Annotated in this window: 17 protein-coding genes; 4 read left to right on the top strand and 13 right to left on the bottom strand. The window is 32.4% G+C overall.

The genetic code is table 11. The features are described from left to right. The first annotated feature begins 135 nt into the window (after window positions 1-135). Window positions 136-3,384 (top strand): S41 family peptidase, encoded by a 3,249-nt coding sequence (locus tag H526_RS0106605; protein ID WP_027392270.1) that lies wholly within the window; start codon window positions 136-138, stop codon window positions 3,382-3,384. 148 nt (window positions 3,385-3,532) lie between these two features. Here the strand turns inward: H526_RS0106605 and H526_RS0106610 are convergent, their stop codons facing one another. The 8 genes from H526_RS0106610 to H526_RS0106645 all read right to left on the bottom strand — a co-directional run bounded on the left by H526_RS0106610 (window position 3,533) and on the right by H526_RS0106645 (window position 12,637). Further along, a complete protein-coding gene (locus tag H526_RS0106610; protein ID WP_027392271.1) occupies window positions 3,533-4,045 on the bottom strand; it encodes a PAS domain-containing protein in 513 nt (170 codons plus the stop codon). 96 nt (window positions 4,046-4,141) lie between these two features. Next, a complete protein-coding gene (locus tag H526_RS0106615) occupies window positions 4,142-6,613 on the bottom strand; it encodes a TonB-dependent receptor domain-containing protein (protein WP_027392272.1) in 2,472 nt (823 codons plus the stop codon). Then, on the bottom strand, window positions 6,594-7,955 hold the full coding sequence (locus tag H526_RS0106620; RefSeq protein ID WP_027392273.1) for an HTTM domain-containing protein: 1,362 nt from the start codon (window positions 7,953-7,955) through the stop codon (window positions 6,594-6,596). Before H526_RS0106620 ends, H526_RS0106615 begins: the two co-directional genes overlap by 20 nt. Before the next feature lie 18 nt (window positions 7,956-7,973). After that, on the bottom strand, window positions 7,974-9,089 hold the full coding sequence (locus tag H526_RS0106625; RefSeq protein ID WP_027392274.1) for an imelysin family protein: 1,116 nt from the start codon (window positions 9,087-9,089) through the stop codon (window positions 7,974-7,976). A 105-nt stretch (window positions 9,090-9,194) separates the two neighbouring features. Next, window positions 9,195-10,421 (bottom strand): DUF4856 domain-containing protein, encoded by a 1,227-nt coding sequence (locus tag H526_RS0106630; protein ID WP_027392275.1) that lies wholly within the window; start codon window positions 10,419-10,421, stop codon window positions 9,195-9,197. Between the two features lie 197 nt (window positions 10,422-10,618). Beyond that, window positions 10,619-11,077: a heme-binding domain-containing protein gene (locus tag H526_RS0106635; protein ID WP_027392276.1), complete on the bottom strand. Its 459-nt coding sequence runs from the start codon at window positions 11,075-11,077 to the stop codon at window positions 10,619-10,621. 17 nt (window positions 11,078-11,094) lie between these two features. After that, window positions 11,095-11,961 (bottom strand): hydroxymethylglutaryl-CoA lyase, encoded by an 867-nt coding sequence (locus H526_RS0106640; RefSeq protein ID WP_027392277.1) that lies wholly within the window; start codon window positions 11,959-11,961, stop codon window positions 11,095-11,097. A 49-nt stretch (window positions 11,962-12,010) separates the two neighbouring features. Beyond that, the gene (locus tag H526_RS0106645) at window positions 12,011-12,637 is read right to left on the bottom strand and encodes a LysE family translocator (RefSeq protein ID WP_027392278.1); all 627 of its coding nucleotides are present in this window, start codon (window positions 12,635-12,637) and stop codon (window positions 12,011-12,013) included. A gap of 160 nt (window positions 12,638-12,797) precedes the next feature. Here H526_RS0106645 and H526_RS0106650 point away from each other — a divergent pair, with 160 nt between their 5' ends. After that, complete coding sequence (locus H526_RS0106650; RefSeq protein ID WP_027392279.1) at window positions 12,798-13,709, top strand: spondin domain-containing protein; 912 nt, start codon at window positions 12,798-12,800, stop codon at window positions 13,707-13,709. 1 nt (window position 13,710) lies between these two features. Here the strand turns inward: H526_RS0106650 and H526_RS0106655 are convergent, their stop codons facing one another. The 5 genes from H526_RS0106655 to H526_RS0106675 all read right to left on the bottom strand — a co-directional run bounded on the left by H526_RS0106655 (window position 13,711) and on the right by H526_RS0106675 (window position 19,988). Beyond that, window positions 13,711-14,748, bottom strand: coding sequence for a quinone-dependent dihydroorotate dehydrogenase (locus tag H526_RS0106655; RefSeq protein ID WP_027392280.1), 1,038 nt, complete (start codon window positions 14,746-14,748; stop codon window positions 13,711-13,713). A 96-nt stretch (window positions 14,749-14,844) separates the two neighbouring features. Beyond that, window positions 14,845-17,043 carry a PepSY domain-containing protein gene (locus tag H526_RS0106660; RefSeq protein WP_027392281.1) on the bottom strand — a complete coding sequence of 733 codons (2,199 nt, stop codon included), beginning with the start codon at window positions 17,041-17,043 and terminating at the stop codon, window positions 14,845-14,847. A gap of 13 nt (window positions 17,044-17,056) precedes the next feature. Continuing rightward, window positions 17,057-17,545 (bottom strand): DUF2271 domain-containing protein, encoded by a 489-nt coding sequence (locus tag H526_RS0106665; RefSeq protein ID WP_027392282.1) that lies wholly within the window; start codon window positions 17,543-17,545, stop codon window positions 17,057-17,059. 27 nt (window positions 17,546-17,572) lie between these two features. Further along, window positions 17,573-19,075 (bottom strand): ankyrin repeat domain-containing protein, encoded by a 1,503-nt coding sequence (locus H526_RS0106670; protein ID WP_027392283.1) that lies wholly within the window; start codon window positions 19,073-19,075, stop codon window positions 17,573-17,575. A 1-nt stretch (window position 19,076) separates the two neighbouring features. Next, window positions 19,077-19,988 (bottom strand): DUF6607 family protein, encoded by a 912-nt coding sequence (locus H526_RS0106675; protein WP_027392284.1) that lies wholly within the window; start codon window positions 19,986-19,988, stop codon window positions 19,077-19,079. A 117-nt stretch (window positions 19,989-20,105) separates the two neighbouring features. Here H526_RS0106675 and H526_RS0106680 point away from each other — a divergent pair, with 117 nt between their 5' ends. Both H526_RS0106680 and H526_RS28520 read left to right on the top strand, forming a co-directional pair. Then, window positions 20,106-22,265, top strand: coding sequence for a TonB-dependent receptor plug domain-containing protein (locus H526_RS0106680; RefSeq protein ID WP_027392285.1), 2,160 nt, complete (start codon window positions 20,106-20,108; stop codon window positions 22,263-22,265). 11 nt (window positions 22,266-22,276) lie between these two features. Next, window positions 22,277-23,023 carry an HmuY family protein gene (locus tag H526_RS28520; protein ID WP_027392286.1) on the top strand — a complete coding sequence of 249 codons (747 nt, stop codon included), beginning with the start codon at window positions 22,277-22,279 and terminating at the stop codon, window positions 23,021-23,023. Window positions 23,024-23,169 lie beyond the last annotated feature (146 nt).

The following is a 23,169-nucleotide window of genomic DNA, read 5'->3' on the forward strand; positions in this document are numbered from 1 at the left end:
TTAATACATCCATCCATACCAATTATAAGATTGAAAACTATATATTTTAAAATATGATTAACAGAATCCAATTCGTAAAAACTTAATTTCATTTATTAAATAAAAACACATAAATCTTCATCAATCATAAAGCTTATGAAACAATTAAATTCAATCTTTTACACAGTATTCTTTTTAGCAATTCTGTACTCTTTTAAATCTTATGCCACAGATCCTAAGGATACAAGAATGTTGCATACACCAGCAATTAGTCAATCACATATCGCATTTATTTATGCAGAAGATCTATGGGTTGCAAATTCTGATGGCTCTCAACCTCGTAGATTAACCATAGATAAAGGAATAGAATCCAATCCTGTTTTTTCGCCTGATGGCAAGCACATTGCTTTCAATGCAGAATATGATGGAAATGTCGATGTTTTTATCATTCCTGTAGAAGGAGGTATTCCTAAAAGACTGACCTGGCATCCTATGAGGGATACTACTTTAGGTTTTTCTCCAGATGGTAATGCTGTGCTATTTAATTCACAAAGGGCTATTCATACCAATCGATATTCTAAACTTTATACAGTTCCGGTTACTGGTGGTTTTCCTACAGAACTAGAAATACCGAATGCATGGCATGCCACCTATTCTCCCGATGGAAAGTATATGGCATATACACCAATAAGAGAACGTTTTCAGCAATGGAAAAACTACCGTGGAGGTACTACTGCTAATATTTGGTTATTCTCATTTAATGATAAATCAATTGTTAAAATCCCGCAACCTAAAGGAGGAAGTAATGATGTACAACCTATGTGGAAAGATGATACTATATTCTTCTTAAGTGATCGCAATGGGGAATTTAATCTATTTTCTTATCAGATAAACTCAAAAACAATAGAACAACTTACTCAATTTGATAAGTTCCCTATTACAAATGCTGATTTAGGAAATAATAAAATAATTTTTGAACAAGCCGGTTATCTTCATACATATAATATCAGTACAAAAACGAGTACTAAACTAACTATAGGTATTGCCACAGATCTCTTAGAATTACGTGATAGATATGTAAAGAGTTCACGATACGTGCGTTCCGTTGATATATCTCCTTCTGGAAAAAGAGCAGTTTTTGACTATAGAGGAGAAATTATAACCGTTCCTGAAAATAAAGGAGATTCTAGAAACTTAACTCAAAGCACGGGAAGTCATGAAAAATATCCTTCTTGGTCTCCTGACGGAAAAAACATTGCTTATTTTTCTGATGATTCTGGAGAATATGAATTACATATTAAATCGCAAGATGGAAAAGGAGATTCTCGAAAATTTAAAATCCCAGGCACAGGTTTTTACGCTTATACAAATTGGTCTCCAGATAGCAAAAAAATTAGCTTTTCTGATAATGGTAGAAATTTATATATTCTAGATGTCGATTCTAAAAAAGTTTCAAAAATTGCCAGTGATGAATACTATGTTCCAGGGGCTTTTAGAAATATTTTTGGAGATTGGTCTCATGACTCTAAATGGATTGTTTATTCTAAAATCATAGATTCTAACTTTGAGCAAGTATTTTTATACAATTTACAGGAATCAAAATCATACCCTATAAGTGATGGATTAAGTAATGCTACCAATCCTATTTTTGATCCAAGCGGAGATTATATTTATTTCTTTGCCTCTACCGATGCCGGACCCGTTGTTAACTGGTTTGATCAGTCCAACCAGGATATGACAGCTACCAACTCTATTTATTTAGCTACACTTAGAAAAGACATCATCTCTCCTTTTGCTAAAGAAAGTGATGAAGAAGAAACTAAAGAAGAAGAAAAATCATCAGAAAGTGAAGAGGCAGAAAAATTATTAAAAATTGATCTAGATGGTATTCAAAATAGAATAATTGATCTTCCCATACGGGCTGGTAATTATTACGGATTAAATTCTGGTGAAGCTAGTAAAATCTTATATATTTCCCGGAACCCATTAGATCGTTCAGCACCTTCTTCACTTCATCAGTATGATCTAAAAGAACGTAAAGATTCTAAGGTGATGGATCTGGATGATTATGTTATCTCTGCCAACGGTAAAAAAATGCTTTACCAAAAAAGAGATACTTGGGGAATCACAGATACAGGAAAAAAACCAAAGTCCGGAAAAGGAATCTTAAAAGTTAATGAAATAGAGGTAAAAATGAGCCCAATGAAGGAATGGGAAAACATTTTCGAAGAAGCATGGAGGATTAATCGTGACTATTTTTATGACCCAGGAATGCACGGTTCTGATTGGAAAGGAATGAAAAAGAAATACCAACAGTTTTTACCTCATCTTTCCTGCAGAAATGACCTTAACAGAGTTATACAATGGATGTGTAGTGAATTATCTGTAGGTCATCATAGACTACAAGGAGGTGGAGAAAAGTTGAATACTCCTGAAAGAATTCCTGGAGGTCTTCTTGGAGCCGATTATGAAATAACAAACAATAGGTATCGATTTAAGAAAATTTATGGTGGATTAAATTGGACTCCTGATTTAAGATCACCGCTAACAGAGCCCGGAGTTTTAGTGAATAAGGGGGATTATTTATTAGCTGTAAACGGAACAAATATCGAAGGTACTATGAACCTTTTTAGTGTTTTTGAGAATACCGCAAATAAAATTACCGAAATTACCATAAGTCCTAATAACTCATATAAAAATTCTAGAGTCGTAAAAGTAACGCCTATAGCTAGTGAGTATCGATTACGTAATCGAGATTGGATAGAAGGAAATTTAAAAAAAGTACACGAAGCTACTAATGGTGAGGTAGCGTATGTATATGTTCCAAATACTGCTGGTGCTGGTCATGAATATTTTAAAAGATATTTCTTCCCACAAGCCAATAAAAAAGCGATTATTATTGATGAACGTTTTAATGGAGGTGGTCAGATAGCGGATTATTATATCAATTTATTACTAAACCCTTATCAATCTCATTGGAATTTCAGGTATGGAAAGGATCTAAAAACACCAAGTGCTTCTATTCAAGGACCTAAAGTAATGATCATTGATGAAACCGCTGGATCTGGTGGAGATATGTTACCATGGATGTTTAGAAAATTTAAAGTAGGACAAATGGTAGGTAAACGAACTTGGGGAGGTTTAGTTGGAGTTTTAGGATTTCCAGAATTTATTGATGGTGCAAGCGTTACCGCTCCTAATGTAGCAATTTGGACAGAAGATGGTTTCATTGTAGAAAATGTTGGTGTAGCGCCAGACATAGAAGTAGATCAATTACCGTCTGAAGTAATTAAAGGAAGGGATCCCCAATTAGAAAAAGCAATAGAAATAGCCTTGAAAGAACTAAAAAATAATCCATCTAAAGAACATAAAAGACCTCCATATCCTAAAAGAGCAAGTAATTAGTTTTAACCCGAATTAGGTATTTCATAATAAAGGTCAGTCAACATTCATAACGTTAACTGACCTTATTTTTTATTATATAAAATTATTTTTCTAAGCTAAAACGATAGATAAGTATTTACAACAATAAATGTGAAAATTGATTTTTAAACTAAGCCGCTTGTTCAAAAGCTATATAATTAACTAATTTTCCTTTTTTGTCTCTTACAGGAAAACCTTTAATATGACATAAATATGTAGATCTATCCTTTTTATAATTAACAATCGAAACTTCGAACGGTTCTTGATTATCAATTGCGGCTCTAATAATCTTAGATGTTTTTAGATCCGTTTGTTCACCTTGAAACATTTTTGGAGAATTACCCACAACCTCTTGCGGTGTGTATCCACTCATTTTTTCAATATTACGAGTAGCATATACTATTTTAAGATCCGCATTAGTAATAACTATAACGGATTTTTTATGAACAAGCTCATTATGATATACGTTCTCGAAATCCCATTTTTTTGTTATTTTATTTAAAGAATCAAGATCGTTCTTAAAATTATTCAAAAACCAATTATGTTCTCCATAGAATTCCCAACTAGATAACGGAAGAACTAATGCCGGAATCGAATTGTAATATTCTGCCATCATTGTATCATAACCCTCAAACTCTTTCATAACCTGTGTTTTAAGCAAATTTATAGATTAAAACCAAAACCATAGATTGAACAAAAGTTAATTATACAAGTAAACAAAAGTTAAATTTTATCCTTATTACCACTTAAATTGCAATGTTGCATACCAAGTTAAAGGATCAGATGGTATAATTCCAGGACCTGGATATCCCGTAGCTCTTTGCGTAAAATAACTCTCATCTAAAAGATTATTAACTCCTGTTTCTAATTTAAACTTCTTATATGTGAAAGAAAAAGAAACATCTAAAATTGAATAAGATGGAATCTCACCAATAATACCATTTCTATTATCTCCATCTAAAGCTACAGAAGCATTAGAAACATCAGTAAATTGCTCAGAAAGGTATGTATATTGAAGGTTTGCTAGAAAATTCTTATAACCAAACTTAAGTCCCGTTTTTAGGTTAATCTCTGGTATAAACTCTACTTTGTTTCCTTCTACCCCCGAAAGATCAGACGATGTATATTCTGAACTGGTAAAAGAAGTGTTAGCAAAAAGATTTAATCTATAATTTTCATTATCTCCAGAAAATGTATTCCAAATATTCCAATCTACGAAACTCTCTACTCCATAAATAAACGCATCTCCGATGTTTCCTCTTACGCGTTCAGCCCTATCATTAAAAACAATGCCTATTCTATCATCATACACCAGCCCAAAAACACTCACATCATATGACAACATATTATTTAATCTACCTCGTACTCCAATATCCGCGGTAAAGCCTTCTTCATCTCCTATGTTTGGATCCACTCTAAATGTTGGACTTACTACTCTTATATCACTAAAAGTAATAGATCTATAATTTTGTGAAACATTCACATAAGTTTCTAGAGAATTATTAAGTTTATAACTAGACCCTATTCCGAAAAGAAAAAAAGATCGATCCAATTCTCTATTATCCGTCTCTGTGTTATTAGCAATAGGGTTACCAGCATTATCAAACACTACATTATTAAAAGTTCCTTCACTCTCTGTTTTAATATATTCAAATCTAAATCCTGGAGTAATAGAAAACTTCTCTGATAATTTGAAAATATTTTCTCCAAAAATAGCGAGGTTAACATTGGGGAAATCAAAAGAAGATTGATTAGGGTAATCAGGAAAAGTCTCATCCTGAAAGTTAAAATCAGGCCCTGACCCAAGACCTCCTGATCCTTGTCTAGAATCATTGGATGCTTTATAAAACTTCGAACCAATAAGAAAAACAGATTCCTTATCTAGCAAATCATATCTAGTAAGTAATCTTGCCTCTGCTCCCCAATTTCTAAAATTATCAACAATAAGATCTCTAGAATTCACAAAATTGCCAGATCCATCTACTTCATCAACATCTGTAATAGGGTTTGTATTAAGACTACCAGGAATTCCTCTAAAACCTACTGCAGATCTAGAAGCATCCAAACCAAATAGATTAAGACTAAAATCTGTCCTGTCAGAAAATTCATGTTCTAGTTTTAAAGAAAATAATTTCCAATTTACATCAAACCAATTCCTAGTTCTATTACTAAATGTAGGATCTATGTTAAATTGAGTATCCGTTAAACCACCCGGTTGTTTAGCCAAATAGTCTAAATAAGTAAACTCCCCGATCAACTTCGTTCTATCCGATAATTGATACCCCAAATGAACATAGGCATTCTTAGAATCAAACTCGGAGTTAGCTCTAAACCCATCACCTTGCTTATAATTGAAATAGGTATAATAACTAAACTTACCAACAGTACCTCCTAAACTATTGAAACTAGTGAAAAGGTTATAAGAACCTAACGTTTGACGAGATACTAATTCTATTTTCTTGTTTGGATTTGGCTTTTTCATTTTAAAATTCAACAAACCTCCAAACTGTGTTCCATATTGTAATGAAGCAGCCCCTCGCACAACTTGTATTTCTTCAATAGCTTCTGCAGGTGGTGTATAGTAACTTTCTGGATACCCTAATACATCAGCACTAATATCATATCCGTTCTGACGGGTGTTAAAATTTGCTGTACGATTAGGGTCTAAACCTCTACCTCCTATATTAAGTTGTAATCCCCCCGTACTATTCTCATAAATATTTAATCCAGCGACCTGCGCATAAATTTGCCTTGCATTATTAGAAGCTAAATTACCTTGAACATTACTTAGTAAAACTACCTCACTTTTTTTACCTGCATATATTGCAGTTCCTTCTACAGGTTTTAAACGTTTAAGTCCAAATACTTTTTCTCTTCGTTGTGTTACTACTACCTCAGACAACTCTTCTCCTAATGTTTTTAGAACAAAATTAACTTCTAGGTCATTATCCACCTTTACTTGTCGCTCCAAAATTTCATAATCAAAGCTAAAAACAGATAAATAGTAATCCCCTTGCTCCACATCCACAAATTCGAAACTACCATCTCCTCTTGTAATTGTTTGTTCTCCAGTAGATCTATTATACACCTCCGCACCTTGAATTGGTCCATTATTTTCATTTAAAACAACCCCCTTAATCTTGTATTGCGCCGATACAACTGTAGTTAACAGTAAAAAAAACACAACTACTTTACAATCCCTTAATCTCATCCTTGAATGGAATAATCCACGTTTTATGTTCAAATGACTCTTTTTGTTTTCCAAGATCCACTGTGGGATCAATATATTGACTACTTAATCTACCATTAAGCGCCACATAACTTTCTACAAATACCTGCACATTCTGATGCCCCTGTTTTTCAAAATGTTTTTTTAAGTAGTTTGCATACTCTAATATAAAATCTGGCTGTGTTGCCATTTGTTTTTGCTGAAAAGGAGTTAAAAAATCATCATTATCAACATAAAATCGTTTTCCAGTTTTTTGATCTACGATTTTAAAATTAGCGTAACCTGCCTTTTCCATTAACATCACACGCCAAGAGAAACGATACCCCTCTTCTGTCCAAAACAATTCTCCGGGATATAGCATATACCGAAACGGCAAAAGTAATTGAATCACAAAAAATATTCCTACTATCGACACAATAATTTTTGTTCTTACAGATCTTATAATTAAAGCTCTATTAGTATCAAAACCTATTTTCTTAATATTGAATATTCTTGAAATGAATTGTAATATCTTGTGATGTATATTCCCACCAAAAAATATCAATGCACTTACAATCATCACATACGGAAACATTCCTATTGGAAAAAGGACTCTAGTCAAAATATGAAACACAACTACCATTATAAAGCCGAAAACTCTAGTCTTTCTAGATAGTAATAAAAATGGAATTGTTAAATCATAAATAGCACCAGTATAACTAAATGTATAATGTACCCATTCTTGTTGCATTAAATCACCAATTAAAGGAATATCATATTTAGAAGGCAACCATATTTTAAGCGGCATAGCAGTTAATAACCAATCTGAATTAAGCTTTGCAAGGCCAGCGTAGAAATACACTATTCCAATAAGTAACTTAAGCGTATCAATTGTCCAAACTGGTATTTTCTGAAAAGACATCCCTCTTATTTTAGCATCCAATGAATAATAAGCGTTAGCTGGTAAAAAGATTAACAAAAAACTTAGAATACTAATAAAGTAGTAATGGTTAAGATACGTAGTCTTATCCATCAATTCTATATATGTAAAACTTAAAAAAAATACTATGATTGCAATTCTATATTTATATCCAATCATGACAAGTAGAGCAGAAACAGCACATAAAATAAAAATCAGATATGTATAACTGCCAATGGGTTTAATAAAATCAAACCCATAATACGAGAAGAAAAAAGTTGGTTGAACATATAATTTATCTATCCAACCGTAACTCCAAAAACGAATAATACTAATAAACATCATTAAACCAAAAAAAATACGAAAGACTGCAAGTGGTGCAGCCTCTGTATTTTTTTTAAGATATTCGTTTAATTGAAAATTCATAAGAGAACGAGATTACATTTAATCTCCATCGGCATCTACAAAATCAATATTTACAGCTATAGCCTGAAGCATATCTACTTTTAGAAAAACAACATTCTTTTGCAATTCATCATACGTATTAAGCATTAAACTATTATTTGTTCTCACTTGCTCAGAAAAATCTTCGTTTAGGTTCGTCGCTATTGTTCTAGCTGAATTAAATTGATTATTAATCAGACTACTTAAATCCTCACCGTCTTTAATAGTATTAAGAAAATCTAGGTATGTCTTTAAACTCTGACCTGTAGCATTACTACTAAAATCCTTTCCGTTAAAGAAATCTTGTAATGCGTCAAGATTCGCATTAAAAAGTGTTTTTGATAAATCGCCTTTATAAATCGCTTCTACTCTATCATCTAATGGATTCCCAGAAAATACACCTGCCGGAATACCTATTTTACCTGCACGCAAATGTTTTTCATAATGAAATATGAAATCATTTACTAACTTATCTAATGAACTTGTAGCAGATGAACCATTATTATTTACAAAAGAATCTCTAAAAGTACCTGTCCAATCATTTAACACCTCAGATGTCATATCATCCATTCTGGTAACAAGATCAGTAAGGTAATTTTTATAATTTGTACCTGTAGTGGCGTCGGTATAGAAACCAACAATAGCGGCATCAGAATCAGAAAGACCATTAATTAAATAATCCAATGAACCAAAACCTTGTTCATCTTGCTGAGAAACAGAAGTAAGATCATAAGTTCCTGAAGATATATTTGCTTCTATATTTGTAGCACTAACAGGATATACATTCATAAAGTTTCTAAAAGAAATCTCTTCTGCTTTCCCAATTTCAAACATACTAACAGATTGCCAAGAGATAAATGCAGTTGACCAAGCCTGTCTTAAAGCTACCAAATTAGATTCATCCGTTGTACCTACAAAATCCGATGTAGCTACTTTTAATGCAGCCATATTTGTAGAAAAATTTTGATATGCTGGAATTACAATATTATCCGCCACATTTTCTAACATAGCCTTTCTATCAAAGTTATCTGTCGTTTCTCCACTATCATCACTCGATGAGCAGGCAGCCAGAATAAGAACCAAAACAACCACTGTCAAAAACCCAAACTTCTTCATCTTATTTTTATTTATTCTTAATAAATTTTTGCAAATGTAAAAAAAGAGGAGGGATTATTACAAAGTCCTTCCTCTTTTTTATCATTTTTATATTTTGTTTAATTTTTAGCTCCCAGCCTGTGCTACAGTAAAATCAAACTTAGATGCTATTGTTTCTGACATTGCATCTAAGGTTTCTGGTGTTACATCCCATAAACCATTTGTTCCTCCCATAAGATCGTCTATCAAGCTTTGTACCTCTGTTCTAGTGAAATAAGGAGTATTACTATCTGAATTTCTTGTAAACTGTAAACTATAAACAAATCCAAATCCTTCGGAAAGGTCGTGAAATGCACTTGCATAATCCACTGTACCAGCTTCTAATGCTGCTTTTCCTTGTTGTAAATAATAAACCGCTCTTACTGCAATAACTTCAGAAATTTTTTCTCTAAGAATTGCCGCTTGTTCATCACGTACGGTATAGTTTTTAGCAACAATAGCAGCTCTACCTAGTTTAAATGCATTATAAATATCATCAGCTATTCCTGTAAAATCAGCATCATCTTCTACTCTACCAACATACTTATTAAGAAAACTATCATCATCTCCAATAGTTGCATTAGGATTCGCTGGATCTACAGAAGCACCGTAAACATATCCATAAGCTTCATCCCATTTATGCTCCATAGTAGTATACGTACTACCATCTGCTACTATTCCATTATCATTATTTGTTACATTATCAGCTTCGTCAAGAACAGCCGTACCTAAGTAGTTATTTAATGCTTGATCTGTCATTAACGCACCGATCAAACTCTTAGCAAATGCTTGATTATACTCTAATCCATTAGCATTTACATATCTATTAGATCCACCTCCAGCTTCTTGAAGAACTCCTGGATTACCAGCTGTAGCAGTTATCGCCCAGTTAGGAAAAACCTCATCAACCTGACCATTAATCCAAGCATCAAAATCAGCTTTTATCGCTGCAGCTTCTGTAGCGTTAGAAGAAAAATAATCTCTTGATGCTGCTGTTTTACTTCTTACACTTTTATCAGAAGCATTTAAATCCGCATCTTCAAAATCATCTGCATTTTCTTGATGATCAAACATTGCATCTATAATAGCTTCGGTATTTGTATTATCAACAAATTGGCTGATAATTACCTCTGCCATTGCTATTCTCGTAGTTTGACCACTAAAGCTTACAGTACTTTCTCCTTCTCGTAGGAATTCATATGTAGCAGGCACTTCTACTTGCGTGATTGGAGTTGCGTCATCATCAGAAGAACAAGAACCTAAAACGATAGTTCCCGATATGCATACAATTTTGAATACACTTTTAATTTTCATTGCTTTTTATTTAGACTTATTACAAATAATTAATAAAGTGCAAATATATTCAACCTAATATATCTGGCAAATTTTATTTATACTAAATCTAAATAAATTTAAATTTTTAACAATTAGATAAAAAAACTAGTAATCCTAAATGATTATCTAACCGTTCTATTCATAAACCAGTTTCCAAAATTGTTTAACTACTGTAGTTAATTTGTAGCGTATTTTTTTCTAAGTTCTCTTGTCCAATTAATTAGAACTTCCATTTCTTCTTTTTCTAAATCACCGTGGATCCAAGTATAGGATGAAAGTGGCATTTCTCCTTCTTCTACCTCTTCAATCAACTCATCCAGTTTATGGTCTTTTTTCTTATCAGAATACCCTTCCCAATCAGAAACATTAAAATGTTCTTTTCCTTCTTCCACATGATCTGCTAACCAATAAGAAACTGGTGCTATTTCTGCATACCAAGGATATATGGTTTGATTGCTATGACAATCGTAGCAATTACTTTTTAATATTTCCTTTACCTTCTCTGTTGGCTTTGTATCATTTTCAAAATAAGCTACCGATTCATATCCTGACTCGTTCTTATCTGGTCTAACAAATTGCATAATTACTAATACTACTAACAATAACAGCCCTACTTTTTTTAATACATTTTTCATTTTATTACTCTATCTATTTAATGGTATTTCGTAAATATCTTAGTTGCTTCATTATGAGAAGACTCAAAACTCATAGTTCTTACATTAGTATCAGCCTGTACAGTGGTAAAGTAAGAAAGCATTCTCTCCGTAGGCATGTTACCTGTTAATTCATCTTTTGCCATTGGACATCCTCCAAATCCTTGTATTGCTCCATCGAACCTTCTGCAACCGGCTTTGTAGGCCGAATCTACTTTTTCATGCCAGGTTGTAGGCGTTGTATGTAAATGTGCGCCAAATTCTATATCGGGATATTTTGGGATCAAGTTAGCGTATAAATACTCTATAATTTCTGGATTAGAAGTACCTACAGTATCAGAAAGTGATAAAATTTTCACTCCCATATTACTTAACTTCTCTGTCCAATCACCCACAATCTCTACATTCCAAGGATCTCCATAAGGGTTCCCAAAACCCATGGATAAATAAGCTACTACTTGTTTATTAGCTTTATCAGCAATATTTAAAATTTCCTGTAAAGTTTCTACAGATTCTGCAATGGTCTTATGCGTATTACGCATCTGGAAATTTTCCGAAATCGAAAAGGGGTATCCTAAATAATCAATTTCTTTATGCTGCACTGCATCATTAGCTCCGCGAACATTAGCTATTATCGCTAATAATTTACTTTCTGTTGCCGAAAGATCTAATTTTGATAAAACTTCTGCTGTATCTACCATCTGCGGAATCGCTTTTGGAGAAACAAAACTACCAAAATCTATAGTATCAAAACCACAACGCAACAACGATTGGATATACTGTACTTTTTTTTCTGTAGGGATAAAATCCTTGATGCCTTGCATAGCATCTCTTGGACATTCAATGATTTTTACTTTTTCGGCCATTTATCAGCTTCTATCTAAAAGAAATTCAATTAAGAGTATAAAAATATGATTATTTTTCAGAAAACAGGATAAAAATTCCTATTCCAATAAAGACAATTATCTGCATCCATTTTAAGAACTCTCCAACCCTTGAATTACTTTTAACAAAATCCGAAATATAACCAGCCATAATTGCTATCCCTCCAAAAACAAAAAAAGACACTACGATAAACAAAAAACCTAAAACATAAAACTGCGTTACATTACTTAACTCTTGACTAAATAAAAACCCAGGAAAAAAGGCTAAAAAGAATATAGACACTTTAGGATTCAGTACATTCATTATAAAACCTTGCTTAAACAATTGCCCAACACTCTTTTTCTCAACCGAATCCTCAGAAAGCTGAATAGATCCTTTACTTCTCCATACTTTATAGGCTAAAAAGAATAAATACAAAGCCCCCATTAGTTTAATCCCAAAAAACAATATCTCACTTTGTTTAATTATAACAGAAACACCAAAGGCAACCAATGTTGTGTGAACCAAACATCCGGACATCAAACCTGCGACAGTAGCAAGACCGTATTTTTTTCCATTAACAATACTTTGCATCAACACATAAATATTATCAGGTCCTGGAGAGATTGATAAGGCCAATGTGGCAATTATAAACGTATACAAGATGTCAAAATTCATTCTTAATTTTTATGAGATTACATTTCATTGACAAATGCTTCAAAAATATGCATATCGTTTTAAATTAGTTCCTAATAAATCATAATTAAAAATTAGGGTTATTTAGTAATCAACTGTTTAGAATATATAACACAAATCAAAATAACCAACAAACTCACAAATGAAGAAACGTATACTAAACTCTATTATATTACTCTTAGTATTTACAACATATAGCCAAACTACTGCCACATATGATATTGTTTTCACAAGCAATTGGGCATCTCACGGAACTTTACCTGGTAACGCACATTTTACAGAATTAGTAGGTGCTACACATAATAACAACATTGTTTTCTTAGAAATGGGTGGTTTAGCCACTCCCGGAATTGAAGACGTTGCAGAATTAGGTCTTTTCGGTGACTTCTCTAACGAAGTGAACACCGCAATTGCCGCAAATAATGCAGACCAATTTATAGAAGGCCCGAATTTATTCCCTACTTCTTCTAATCAAACAATTAAAATTAATGATCTTACTGTTAGTTCTGATTATCCGCTAGTTAGTCTTGCCTCTATGATTGCTCTTAGTCCTGACTGGATGATTGCTGTAAACAGCATATCTCTGATAGATAATGGAGGGCAATGGATTCCAGAGATTTCTATAGATCTTTTCCCATATGATGCCGGAACTGAAGAAGGAACTGGATATAGCCTTAACAATAATGCTACTAACCCGCACGAAGCTATTTCTATGCTTTCTCCATCAAATTCACCATTTAATTCTGATAAAATTGGCACTATAGTTTTTACCCAAAAACAACTTAACGTACAAGATTTTAACACACAAAAAGATGACATCACTATTTCGCCAAATCCTAGTGATGGTAATATCTCTATTCAGACTAACCATGCATCAACCTTAAAAGAAATTGAAATTTATAATGTTTTAGGTAAACAAGTTAGACGTTACAATTTTAAACAGAGTAATAGTAATATTAATCTAAACTTAAGTAATCTAAACGCTGGAATTTATCTAGTGCGACTTCATACTAATTCGGGAACAACAGAAACTCAAAAAATAATTCTGAGATAGTTTACAATCCTTTTTGAACAACCATTTTATTGATATTTTTTATCAATTTTGGCCCTTCATAGATAAAACCAGTATAAATCTGAACTAGGCTTGCTCCTGCTTCTAATTTTTCAATTGCATCCGCAGCTGTATGAATACCTCCTACTCCAATTATAGGAAAAGCTTGGTTACTTTTTTCTGATAAATATTTTATCACTTTTGTACTTCTGCTCTTGATTGGTAGCCCACTTAATCCTCCATTACCAATATCTTCTAATCTTTTCTTAGAAGTCTGTAATCCTTCTCTATTAACAGAAGTATTACTAGCAATTACACCATCCAATTTTGTTATCTTAACTAGTTCTATTATTTCATCTAATTGAGTGTTGTTTAAATCGGGAGCTATTTTTAGTACAATTGGTTTTTGTGCCGAAAATGTAAGATTTGCTTTTTGAACAGTTCTAATTAACTCTTCTAAATATTCTTTGTCATTAAGTTTTGCATGACTCCCAACATTAGGACAACTAACATTTAGTACAAAATAATCAACATATGGGTGTAATGCATTAAAACAAGCTAAGTAATCTCTCGTATAATCCTCGGGAGCTGTATCTGTGTTCTTTCCAATATTGCCACCTATTATGAGTTTACCTTTATTCTTTTTTAATTGAGTAATCGCTGATTCTAATCCTTCATTATTAAATCCCATTCTATTAATGATCCCAGCATCTTCTTTTAATCGAAATAACCGTTTTTTAGGATTACCTTCCTGAGCTTTCGGTGTAACTGTTCCTATTTCAATAAAACCAAACCCAAAATTAGCTAACTCGTTATATAATACCGCATTTTTATCAAATCCAGCTGCTAGTCCAACAGGGTTTTTAAATTTCAATCCAAAAACTTCTCTTTCTAACTTGGAGTTTTTTACTTGATATAAACTTCTAAAAATACCTGATACAAAAGGAAACTTTGATACCGTTCTAATCATTTTGAAGGTAAAGTGATGTACACCTTCTGGATCATATTTAAATAATATTGGACGAACTAGGGATTTATACATGTAATAGCTTCTTTTGGTTTGCAAAAATACGTGTTACAAAAATTTTACCATACAAATATTTAATTTTTATAATATTCATTAGATTCATTCTTGAATTTAATAACAATCTATTCTGATCTGCTTATTTTTCTGAAAGGTACTTAAAGGAGTTTTTAATTTATTTTCAGTTATACTTTCCAAAACGTCAAGAACTTCGTCTTGCATATTGACAGAGCCACATATCATGATCAGGCCATCTTTCTGAAGAACATCCACTATCAAACTGTACTCTCTCTGTATAACATTTTGAACATATTCATTATTATCTTCTCTAGAATAAACCCCTTGAAAAGCATGCAATTGCTTTGTTAATCTACCTCGCTTTAGATAATCTTCATATATCTCTTTAGATTCTCGAGTTCTTCCACCCCAAAACAAATGTGTTTTAGCATATTTATTCTCACCCGCAATCATTCCTAAAAAAGGAGCTATACCAGTACCATTTGCTATTAAAACTACATTCTTTGTATTCGTAGGTAAATAAAATTTTTCATTACATTTAATTCTACCTTTTAAGACATCTCCTTTATTTAATTGGCTTAAATATGAGGAACAAAGACCTAAATCATGCTTTTTAACACTTAATACAATACCTCCATCAACTTTTCCTATTGAATAAAGTCGTTCTACTGTATTTTGATCTGGACGAATAGCTAATAAATCTCCGGATCTAAAATCAATAGAAGAATCTTTTGATTGTAACCGAAGTAAAAATGTATCATCAATATTCAATGGTGTTCTATCGATGACTTCAAAAGCATCATATTCTTTATCAGCAAAATCTTTAAAATCTTCAATCTCTAATGTGAGCCCTTCATATACACTCCATTTTTGAATCCAATACCGAAAATCATCTGTTGATTTGTTATTTATTTTTTCTATCGGTAAACTAATAGTAAATTTAGAATGCTCTCTAAATAATTTATCTACGTCTTCTGCAAATTTGCAAAACTCAGGATATGCTAATGACCCAAAGCCTACTACAGAAAATCGAAGTTCATTAATAGGTGCAACACTATTGAACAATTGATTAAATTTTTTAGCATTTGTAGGAGCTTCTCCTTCGCCATAAGTAGCAGTAATAACAATTATGTGTTGCGCTCTTTGATATGTTGTATATGAATTAAGTTCTGCTACAAAAACTGTTTTACCTACTGAAAACAATGCATTTCTTAGATAATTAACGAACGTATATGTAGAACCGTTTTCTGATCCTACTAAAATTATATAATCGCTTGTATCCTTACCCCCTTTATTACATACCAGTTTACTCCCGTTACGACGTTTAATAGTCATATAAAAACCTGAATACATAAAAAACAAAATGACTACACAAGTAATCAATAAGACAAAAGACCATAAAACATTACCTTTACCTGTATGTAAGATAAGTGCGTAATATGTTGTTAATTTCACAAACGGGTATTCTTGCTCACTAAGCACATTGCCATTAAATTGATTTACAATAAGTTCTTTATTAATCAATTCTAATCTAAAGTAATCCTCTATATCATCAGAAAATGGAAATTCTATGTTCTTAACTTCGGCAAGAGATATTTTTTTAAAAACTGGAAAATCTGTAATAGCAATTACATCAGTTTTCTGATCTCCTTGAAAATTAATTTGGTGGGGAGATGTATATTTCGGGAGTAGAGAAAACTTTTCTATAGATAAATATACACCAGTCAATGCTACAATAAGAATTGGCACAAAAAACCACCTTCCTAAAACAACATGATAAAATTGATTTGAGTATTCTTTATTAACCTTTGAAAAAAGTTTTAAAACTCCTCCTTGTCGCTTAACAATAAGAATAATACCGGTAATCGCAATCACAACTAACAAGAAAGAAATAAAGCCAACAAAAAAACGCCCTAAACTTTTGAGGAATAAGGATCGATGGAGGTTCGTAGCAAACTTAAAAATTCCGGATTTACGTTTTGGTACACCTAACTTCTCTCCTGTTCTTGGGTTTATATAAATTCTTTCGTCATTTCCCTCTTTCGTTACTACAGAAGCAATTACAAAATTTGTTTCATCTACGGTAATTGCAATAATATCATCATACTCTTCCCGTAATGCCTCAATAGTTTCAGAAATCGTTACCTCTTTAATGTTATCTACTACATATGGTTTTGCAACTTCAGATATTGGCTCTAAGGCAAGAATTACTCCCGTTACAGAAGCAATAAATAAAAAAATAGCAGAAGATATAGCCAAAAGAAGATGGCTATATCTCCACAACGAAATAGTCATTATATTCTATATATTATTGAGGAAGCATTCTTATATATCTAATAAAACCCTTCCCTGCCACTTTAGACTTAATAGTTTCAGTAGTTAATTCAAACTCAACATCATCCTTATAATATTCTTGATCTTCTACCGCAGTTTCAAAACGAATTTTATATCCAGCATCAATTTTATCCTTAGGTATTTTAATAATACTTATAGTTCTTTCTCCTCCAGCTATGGTAGCACCAGAAATCGCATCTATATCTGGCCTCCTTTTTCCATAGAATTTCCACCACTCTGTAATATCACTATACCACTCACTATCTTTTCCTTGCACATATAAAGTCTGATCATACTCCCCATCTGGTTTCATAAGTGAAATTACCACATAGGCAGCTTCTCCTGTATAATTAACCATCTGAATCATACACTTAAGATTCTGAGTCTTCGTTTCATTAGTAAAAGAGACCAAAGTAAAAACAGCTAATGCTGTTAAGAATACTATTTTTAAAAGTGTTTTCATTTATTCAAATATTTTATTTCCAACAATCTACTCTTGCAGAAAATCTAACTCAATGTTTTGTTTTTGTAATAATTCGTTTTCAGATGCTAAATCAAAAACGGTTTCATTAAAACTCGTTTGCATGTTTTTATCAGCTCCTTTCTCTAAAAGAAATTTTAACACATCAATACTCTTTGCCTTCATTGCAGCCAAATGTAGTGCTGTGTTACCTTCATCGTTTTTACTATTTAATGGAATATTTAATTTCTCAATTTTTTCTAAAAGAGCTACATCATTTTCTTTTACTGCCAAATGCCATAATGTTTCTCCTTCTGCTTGATGTTCTGTAAAATCAACTCCTTTTTCTAATAGTAAAGTAATTTTTTGATCGAACTCTTCTGAAGTTTTTTTATCGTATGACTCCAAAGCATAATATGCTAGTGAATTCCCTTCTGTATCCTTTAGCAATGGATTTGCTCCATTATTTAGTAATAAATTAACAACGTCAATATTATTTCTTCCAACGGCTTTCATCAATGGCGTTACACCAATTTTATTAGACTGATCAATATCTTTTACGTATTTAATCAAATATTTAATCGCCTTTAAATCATTTCTAGAAACGGCATTTGAAAAAGGAGTATCACCTTTACCATTTGCTTGATTAATATCTACCCCTTTTTTTATAAAATAATCGAATATATCTTGTTCCTTATTCTTAAAAGCTAATGCATGCAACGAATTTACTCCATCAGTTGTTACTACACCTGGGCGAATACCTACATTTTCTAAGTATTGATAAAGCTCTAAATTATTGGCACTATTCCGAGTACCTTGACTGGCAAATATAAAAGCATTTCCTCCTTTAGTATTCAAAGTTTTATAAGCCACACCCTTTTTAATAAGCAACTCTAAAATCTTCGTATTACCCTTTTTTGCAGCATAATTGAAAATACCATTACCATTATCATCCTGACTGTGTATATCAATGCCTTTATCAACGAAATATGTGATCAAAGTTTCATCTTCCAGAAATGGTGCTACAAGTAATAATGGATTGGCACCATCGTTATTTTTTTCTGTCATCGGATTAGCACCATTTTTTATACAAAAATCATATAGTTTTGTGTTTTTTTGACCGGTAACCGCTGCAAAATTTAATAATGAGTATCCGTGACTATCAATAATATCTGTTCTCGCTCCTTTTTCGAGTAGGAACTGCATCATTTCAAGATTATCCCGATAAATTGCCCAAAAAATATAGGTTCTACCATCGTGCGTTTTCTTATTAACATCATTCCCTTTCTTGGTCAATAGATATTCTATAGTAGAATTCCCCGCTTTTTCTAAAAGTGCGTATGAAACAGCATCAAAAGCAAACCTATTTAACGCTGCTGGATCATTGCCAGCAGCTATATCCTTATCTATTTGCTCGATACTAGGATTAGACTTCCAGTATGTTCTGTCTAAAAAAACATTTTCTTGTGCTTGTATTTTCGAACAGATCAGCACAAAAATAGTAACCAACCATATATTATTTATGTTTTTCATATTATGGTTTTTTTACAAATGATTCTATGATAGAATTAATGTCTGCTTCGACTGTATAATCTTCTGTAAAAAGATGTTTATATAGTGCTTTATTTTCTACTTTCTGCTCTAATGACAGGTCTTTATTTCTAGCAAAAATTTCATCCCATTTACCACGCACCATCGCCCACTTATCACCATGCTCTTTCCACCAATTAGCAGCAACTTCACAACGTTTATTATCCACACGCTTATATACATTATACCCTTTTTCTTTTGCAATAATCACATCTTCTTTACCCTTTTCTCTTATGATTTTATCATTGTCCTGATCATGGACCCATCCTGTTTTTGTGATTTCATGGCGGTTTCCTCTAATGGTAACATTATAATCACTTCTAGTAGTATACTCTCTCCGTGGTAATGGTGCGGGTGTTGTGTTTTCCCAAAAGCTTTTTCCATCAACATGAACCCAACTAGCTGAACCTTCATAACGAGGGCTATCATCTACTTGAAAAACTTTTTGTGACCATTGTCTAGATACTTCGCTTTTTGGTTTTTGCACATATTTCCAATTATTATCCCCATCATAGAGATAAAAATTTAGATTTTCGTATTCCCAATCTTGTCTCCAATGTTTTACAATATGTGGATCAGCAGGATTACCAACTTGTAAAATATGCTGAATCGATATTTTATCATCTTCATCAACAATTAATTGTGCCCATTCTAATCCTTTTGATATTTTATTTTTAGAAGGCTTATATAAAGAATCATTCGTGTAATTAAATGTCTCTGCAAAGTTAAAAGTGACTTCATAGCAACCGCACATTGACTTTATAGCGGTAAGATCATTTTCTTTTTTGTCTGTTTGCCCCATAACTAAACTTGACATAAATAGTGACGAAACAATTGCTAATTGACTGATTTTCATTTTAATAATTATTAAAAAATTTAAGATATAAAAATTTAACTACTCTTATTTAGACTGAATTAAAATAAGATTATATATTTGCCAAAATTAATCATTATTTTTAATTAATCTAAATTAATGAACAAATTCATTGTTTTTATATTATTATTAAGTAGTACTATCTATAGTCAAACAAATATTCCTCATAGGGAAAGTGATTCTTTAAAAACTGAAAAATTAGAAGAAGTCATTCTTACTGCAACAAGAACAGAAAGACAATTATCCTCTATTCCGCTTCCGGTTACTTTAATCTCCGGAAATACTATAAAACAATCAGGAAGTGTTAGAATTGATGACATTTTAGCAGAACAAACAGGGCTTATTCTTGCTACCGATGAAAGCGGTTTTGAAGGTATCCAGATACAAGGAATAGATTCCGATTACACTTTAATTTTAATGGATGGTGTTCCTTTAGTAGGAAGAAGTTCAGGAAACTTTGATCTTAGTCGACTTACAGTAGGTAATATCAAACAAATTGAAGTTGTAAAGGGGCCTACAAGCAGTCTTTATGGATCCGAAGCGTTAGCAGGTGTTATTAACATCATCACAGAAAAACCAAAAAACGAAAAACTTAAAGGACAGGCTTCTTATCGTATTGGATCATTTACCGCCCAAGATATGAACTTATCATTTCAGCAAAAGAAAGGAAAAGTAAGATATGCTTTATTCGGAAATCGTTTTTCTAGAGATCAATATACCTTAAATCCAGATAACAGTGAGCGTTCGATAACAGTTAACCCTATTGAAAACTATACGGTTAATGGTAGGTTTTATTATGATGTGAACGAAAAATTAAAACTAAGTGCTTCTGGGAGATACTTTAATCAATTACAAGATTCTGGCTTTACTTTTACGGATACTAATGAAGATGGACAAGAAATCACAGTAAATGCGCAAGGAGAAGCAGTAGAAAGAGATTTAAATGCTCTATTAAAATTAGATCAAAAATGGTCAGAAAAATTTAATACTACTTATGAATTTTACTACACAAATTACATTGCAGAAGATATCAGTAGAAATACTGAAACTAATGATATCGTATTCAATAATTTGTTTGATCAAAAATTATTTAGAGGCGAAATACGTGCTAACAACATTATTAAAAATACTGGAACCATAACCACCGGTGCTGGTTATCAATATGATTTTCTAGATCGTACTTTATTTGAAAACGAAGTTAGTTTTAACTCACAGTATATATATGGGCAATTCGACATGAATCCTTTAGAAAATCTTAATATTATCATTGGAGCTAGATTCGACAACCATTCTGAATACAATAACCAAGTAAGCCCAAAGTTTGCATTTAACTATAAAATCACTGATCAACTCTCGATTAAAGGATCTACTGGTTATGGATTTAAAGCTCCAGATTTTAGGCAGTTATATCTAAACTTCACAAACCCTTCTGTAGGTTATTCTGTTTTAGGTTATCAAACAGTACCAAGAGAATTACAACTTTTATTTGATCAAGGTCAGTTAGCATTGGGAGAAAATTTAACTCCAGCTCAAGGACAAGCCAGAGTAGATGAACTTATCCAAGCATTTGATAAAGATCTTAAAGCAGAAAGTTCTATTGGATACAACATTGGAATTAACTATAGACAATCCAAAAAACTCATTCTGGATATTAATTTCTTCAGAAACGATTTTAGAAACCTTATAGACACCTTCGTACTGGCAAGAAAAACTAATGGCCAAAATGTATTCAGCTACCAAAATTTTGATGAAATATACACAGAAGGAATGGAGTTTAGCGCAACCTACAACATTTTTGACAACTTAGAAATTAGTGGTGGTTACCAGCTTCTATATGCCTTTAATAAAGACATTAAAGAACAAGTAGAAAATGGAGAACTATTCGTACGAGACGAAAACTTAACATCCATCGTACTTGCAGAAGAAGATCATTACGGTTTTTTTAATAGATCAAGACATAATGGAAATCTAAAAGTGTTTTGGGATATTCCACAATGGAAATTAAACGTAAATGCTCGTGCCATCTACCGAAGTAAATATGGGTTAGGTGATACCAATGGAAATGGAACATTCGATGCATTTGATGATGATGCTGTAGTAGTTGATGGATTTGCAACTCTAAACATAGCCGCGAGTAAGAAATTGTTCAAAAGTTTTGAAATACAAGCAGGCGCAGACAACGTACTGAATTATCAAAATATCAATATCCCCGGTAATCCTGGAACCAGAGGATACATAAGAGTTAATTACCAATTTTAATATTTATAAAAATGAAAAGAGGATTTTATTTATTACTAACGTTTAGTCTTACCATAGCTTCATGTAGCAGCGATGATGATTCATGTGCAGAAACTGTCTTTTTTGAAGATGCGGATGGAGATGGATTAGGTAACGCAGCAACATCACAACTTGCATGTACAGCTCCAGAAGGGTTTGTTTCAAACTCAGATGATAATGATGACACGCAAGCCCTTGCTGATCTTATATCAGAAACAACTAGCAATTTACCAGCACCTCAAGAAGGTGGACAAGGACAACCAATTTCTGGTGATTTTACGCTATTTGATTTAGACACAGGAGCGATCACCACAGATGAAAATAATTGGGATATTGCTTTTAGAGCAACAACAATTATTGTTAACGGAGGCGTCTCGCAAGGAACTACGGATGAACCTAGCAGAACCGGAAATGCAGCAGCTTACATAGCTACTGGTACAATGTCGGATATCGCTTCTGTAGATTCTAGTCTATTTGTTCAAGATGCAACAGATGCACTTGCTATACCATCTGGAAGTGACGAAGGTTGGTACAACTATTCTGGATCTCCATTATTCTTAATTACTCCTTTACCAGGGAAAATCTTAGTAATACGTACTTCAGAAGGAAAGTATGCTAAAATAGAAATTCTTAGTTATTATAAAGATGCTCCGACTAGTCCTGATGCATTTGTTAACGAAAGTAGATTTTTTACATTCAATTATGTATACCAACCTAATAACAACATCACGACATTTTAAAAATTCTGAATTAATATTTACAACTAATTACCCCTAGAAGCAATAATTCTATCGCTTCTTTTGTAGAAAACCTTGCTAAGCAAGGTTTTCTTATTTTTTAAAAACAACATATTATAATAATACCGTATTTTTGAAATCTTCTGATA

The organism is Aquimarina latercula DSM 2041 (assembly GCF_000430645.1).
Lineage (GTDB): Bacteria > Bacteroidota > Bacteroidia > Flavobacteriales > Flavobacteriaceae > Aquimarina > Aquimarina latercula.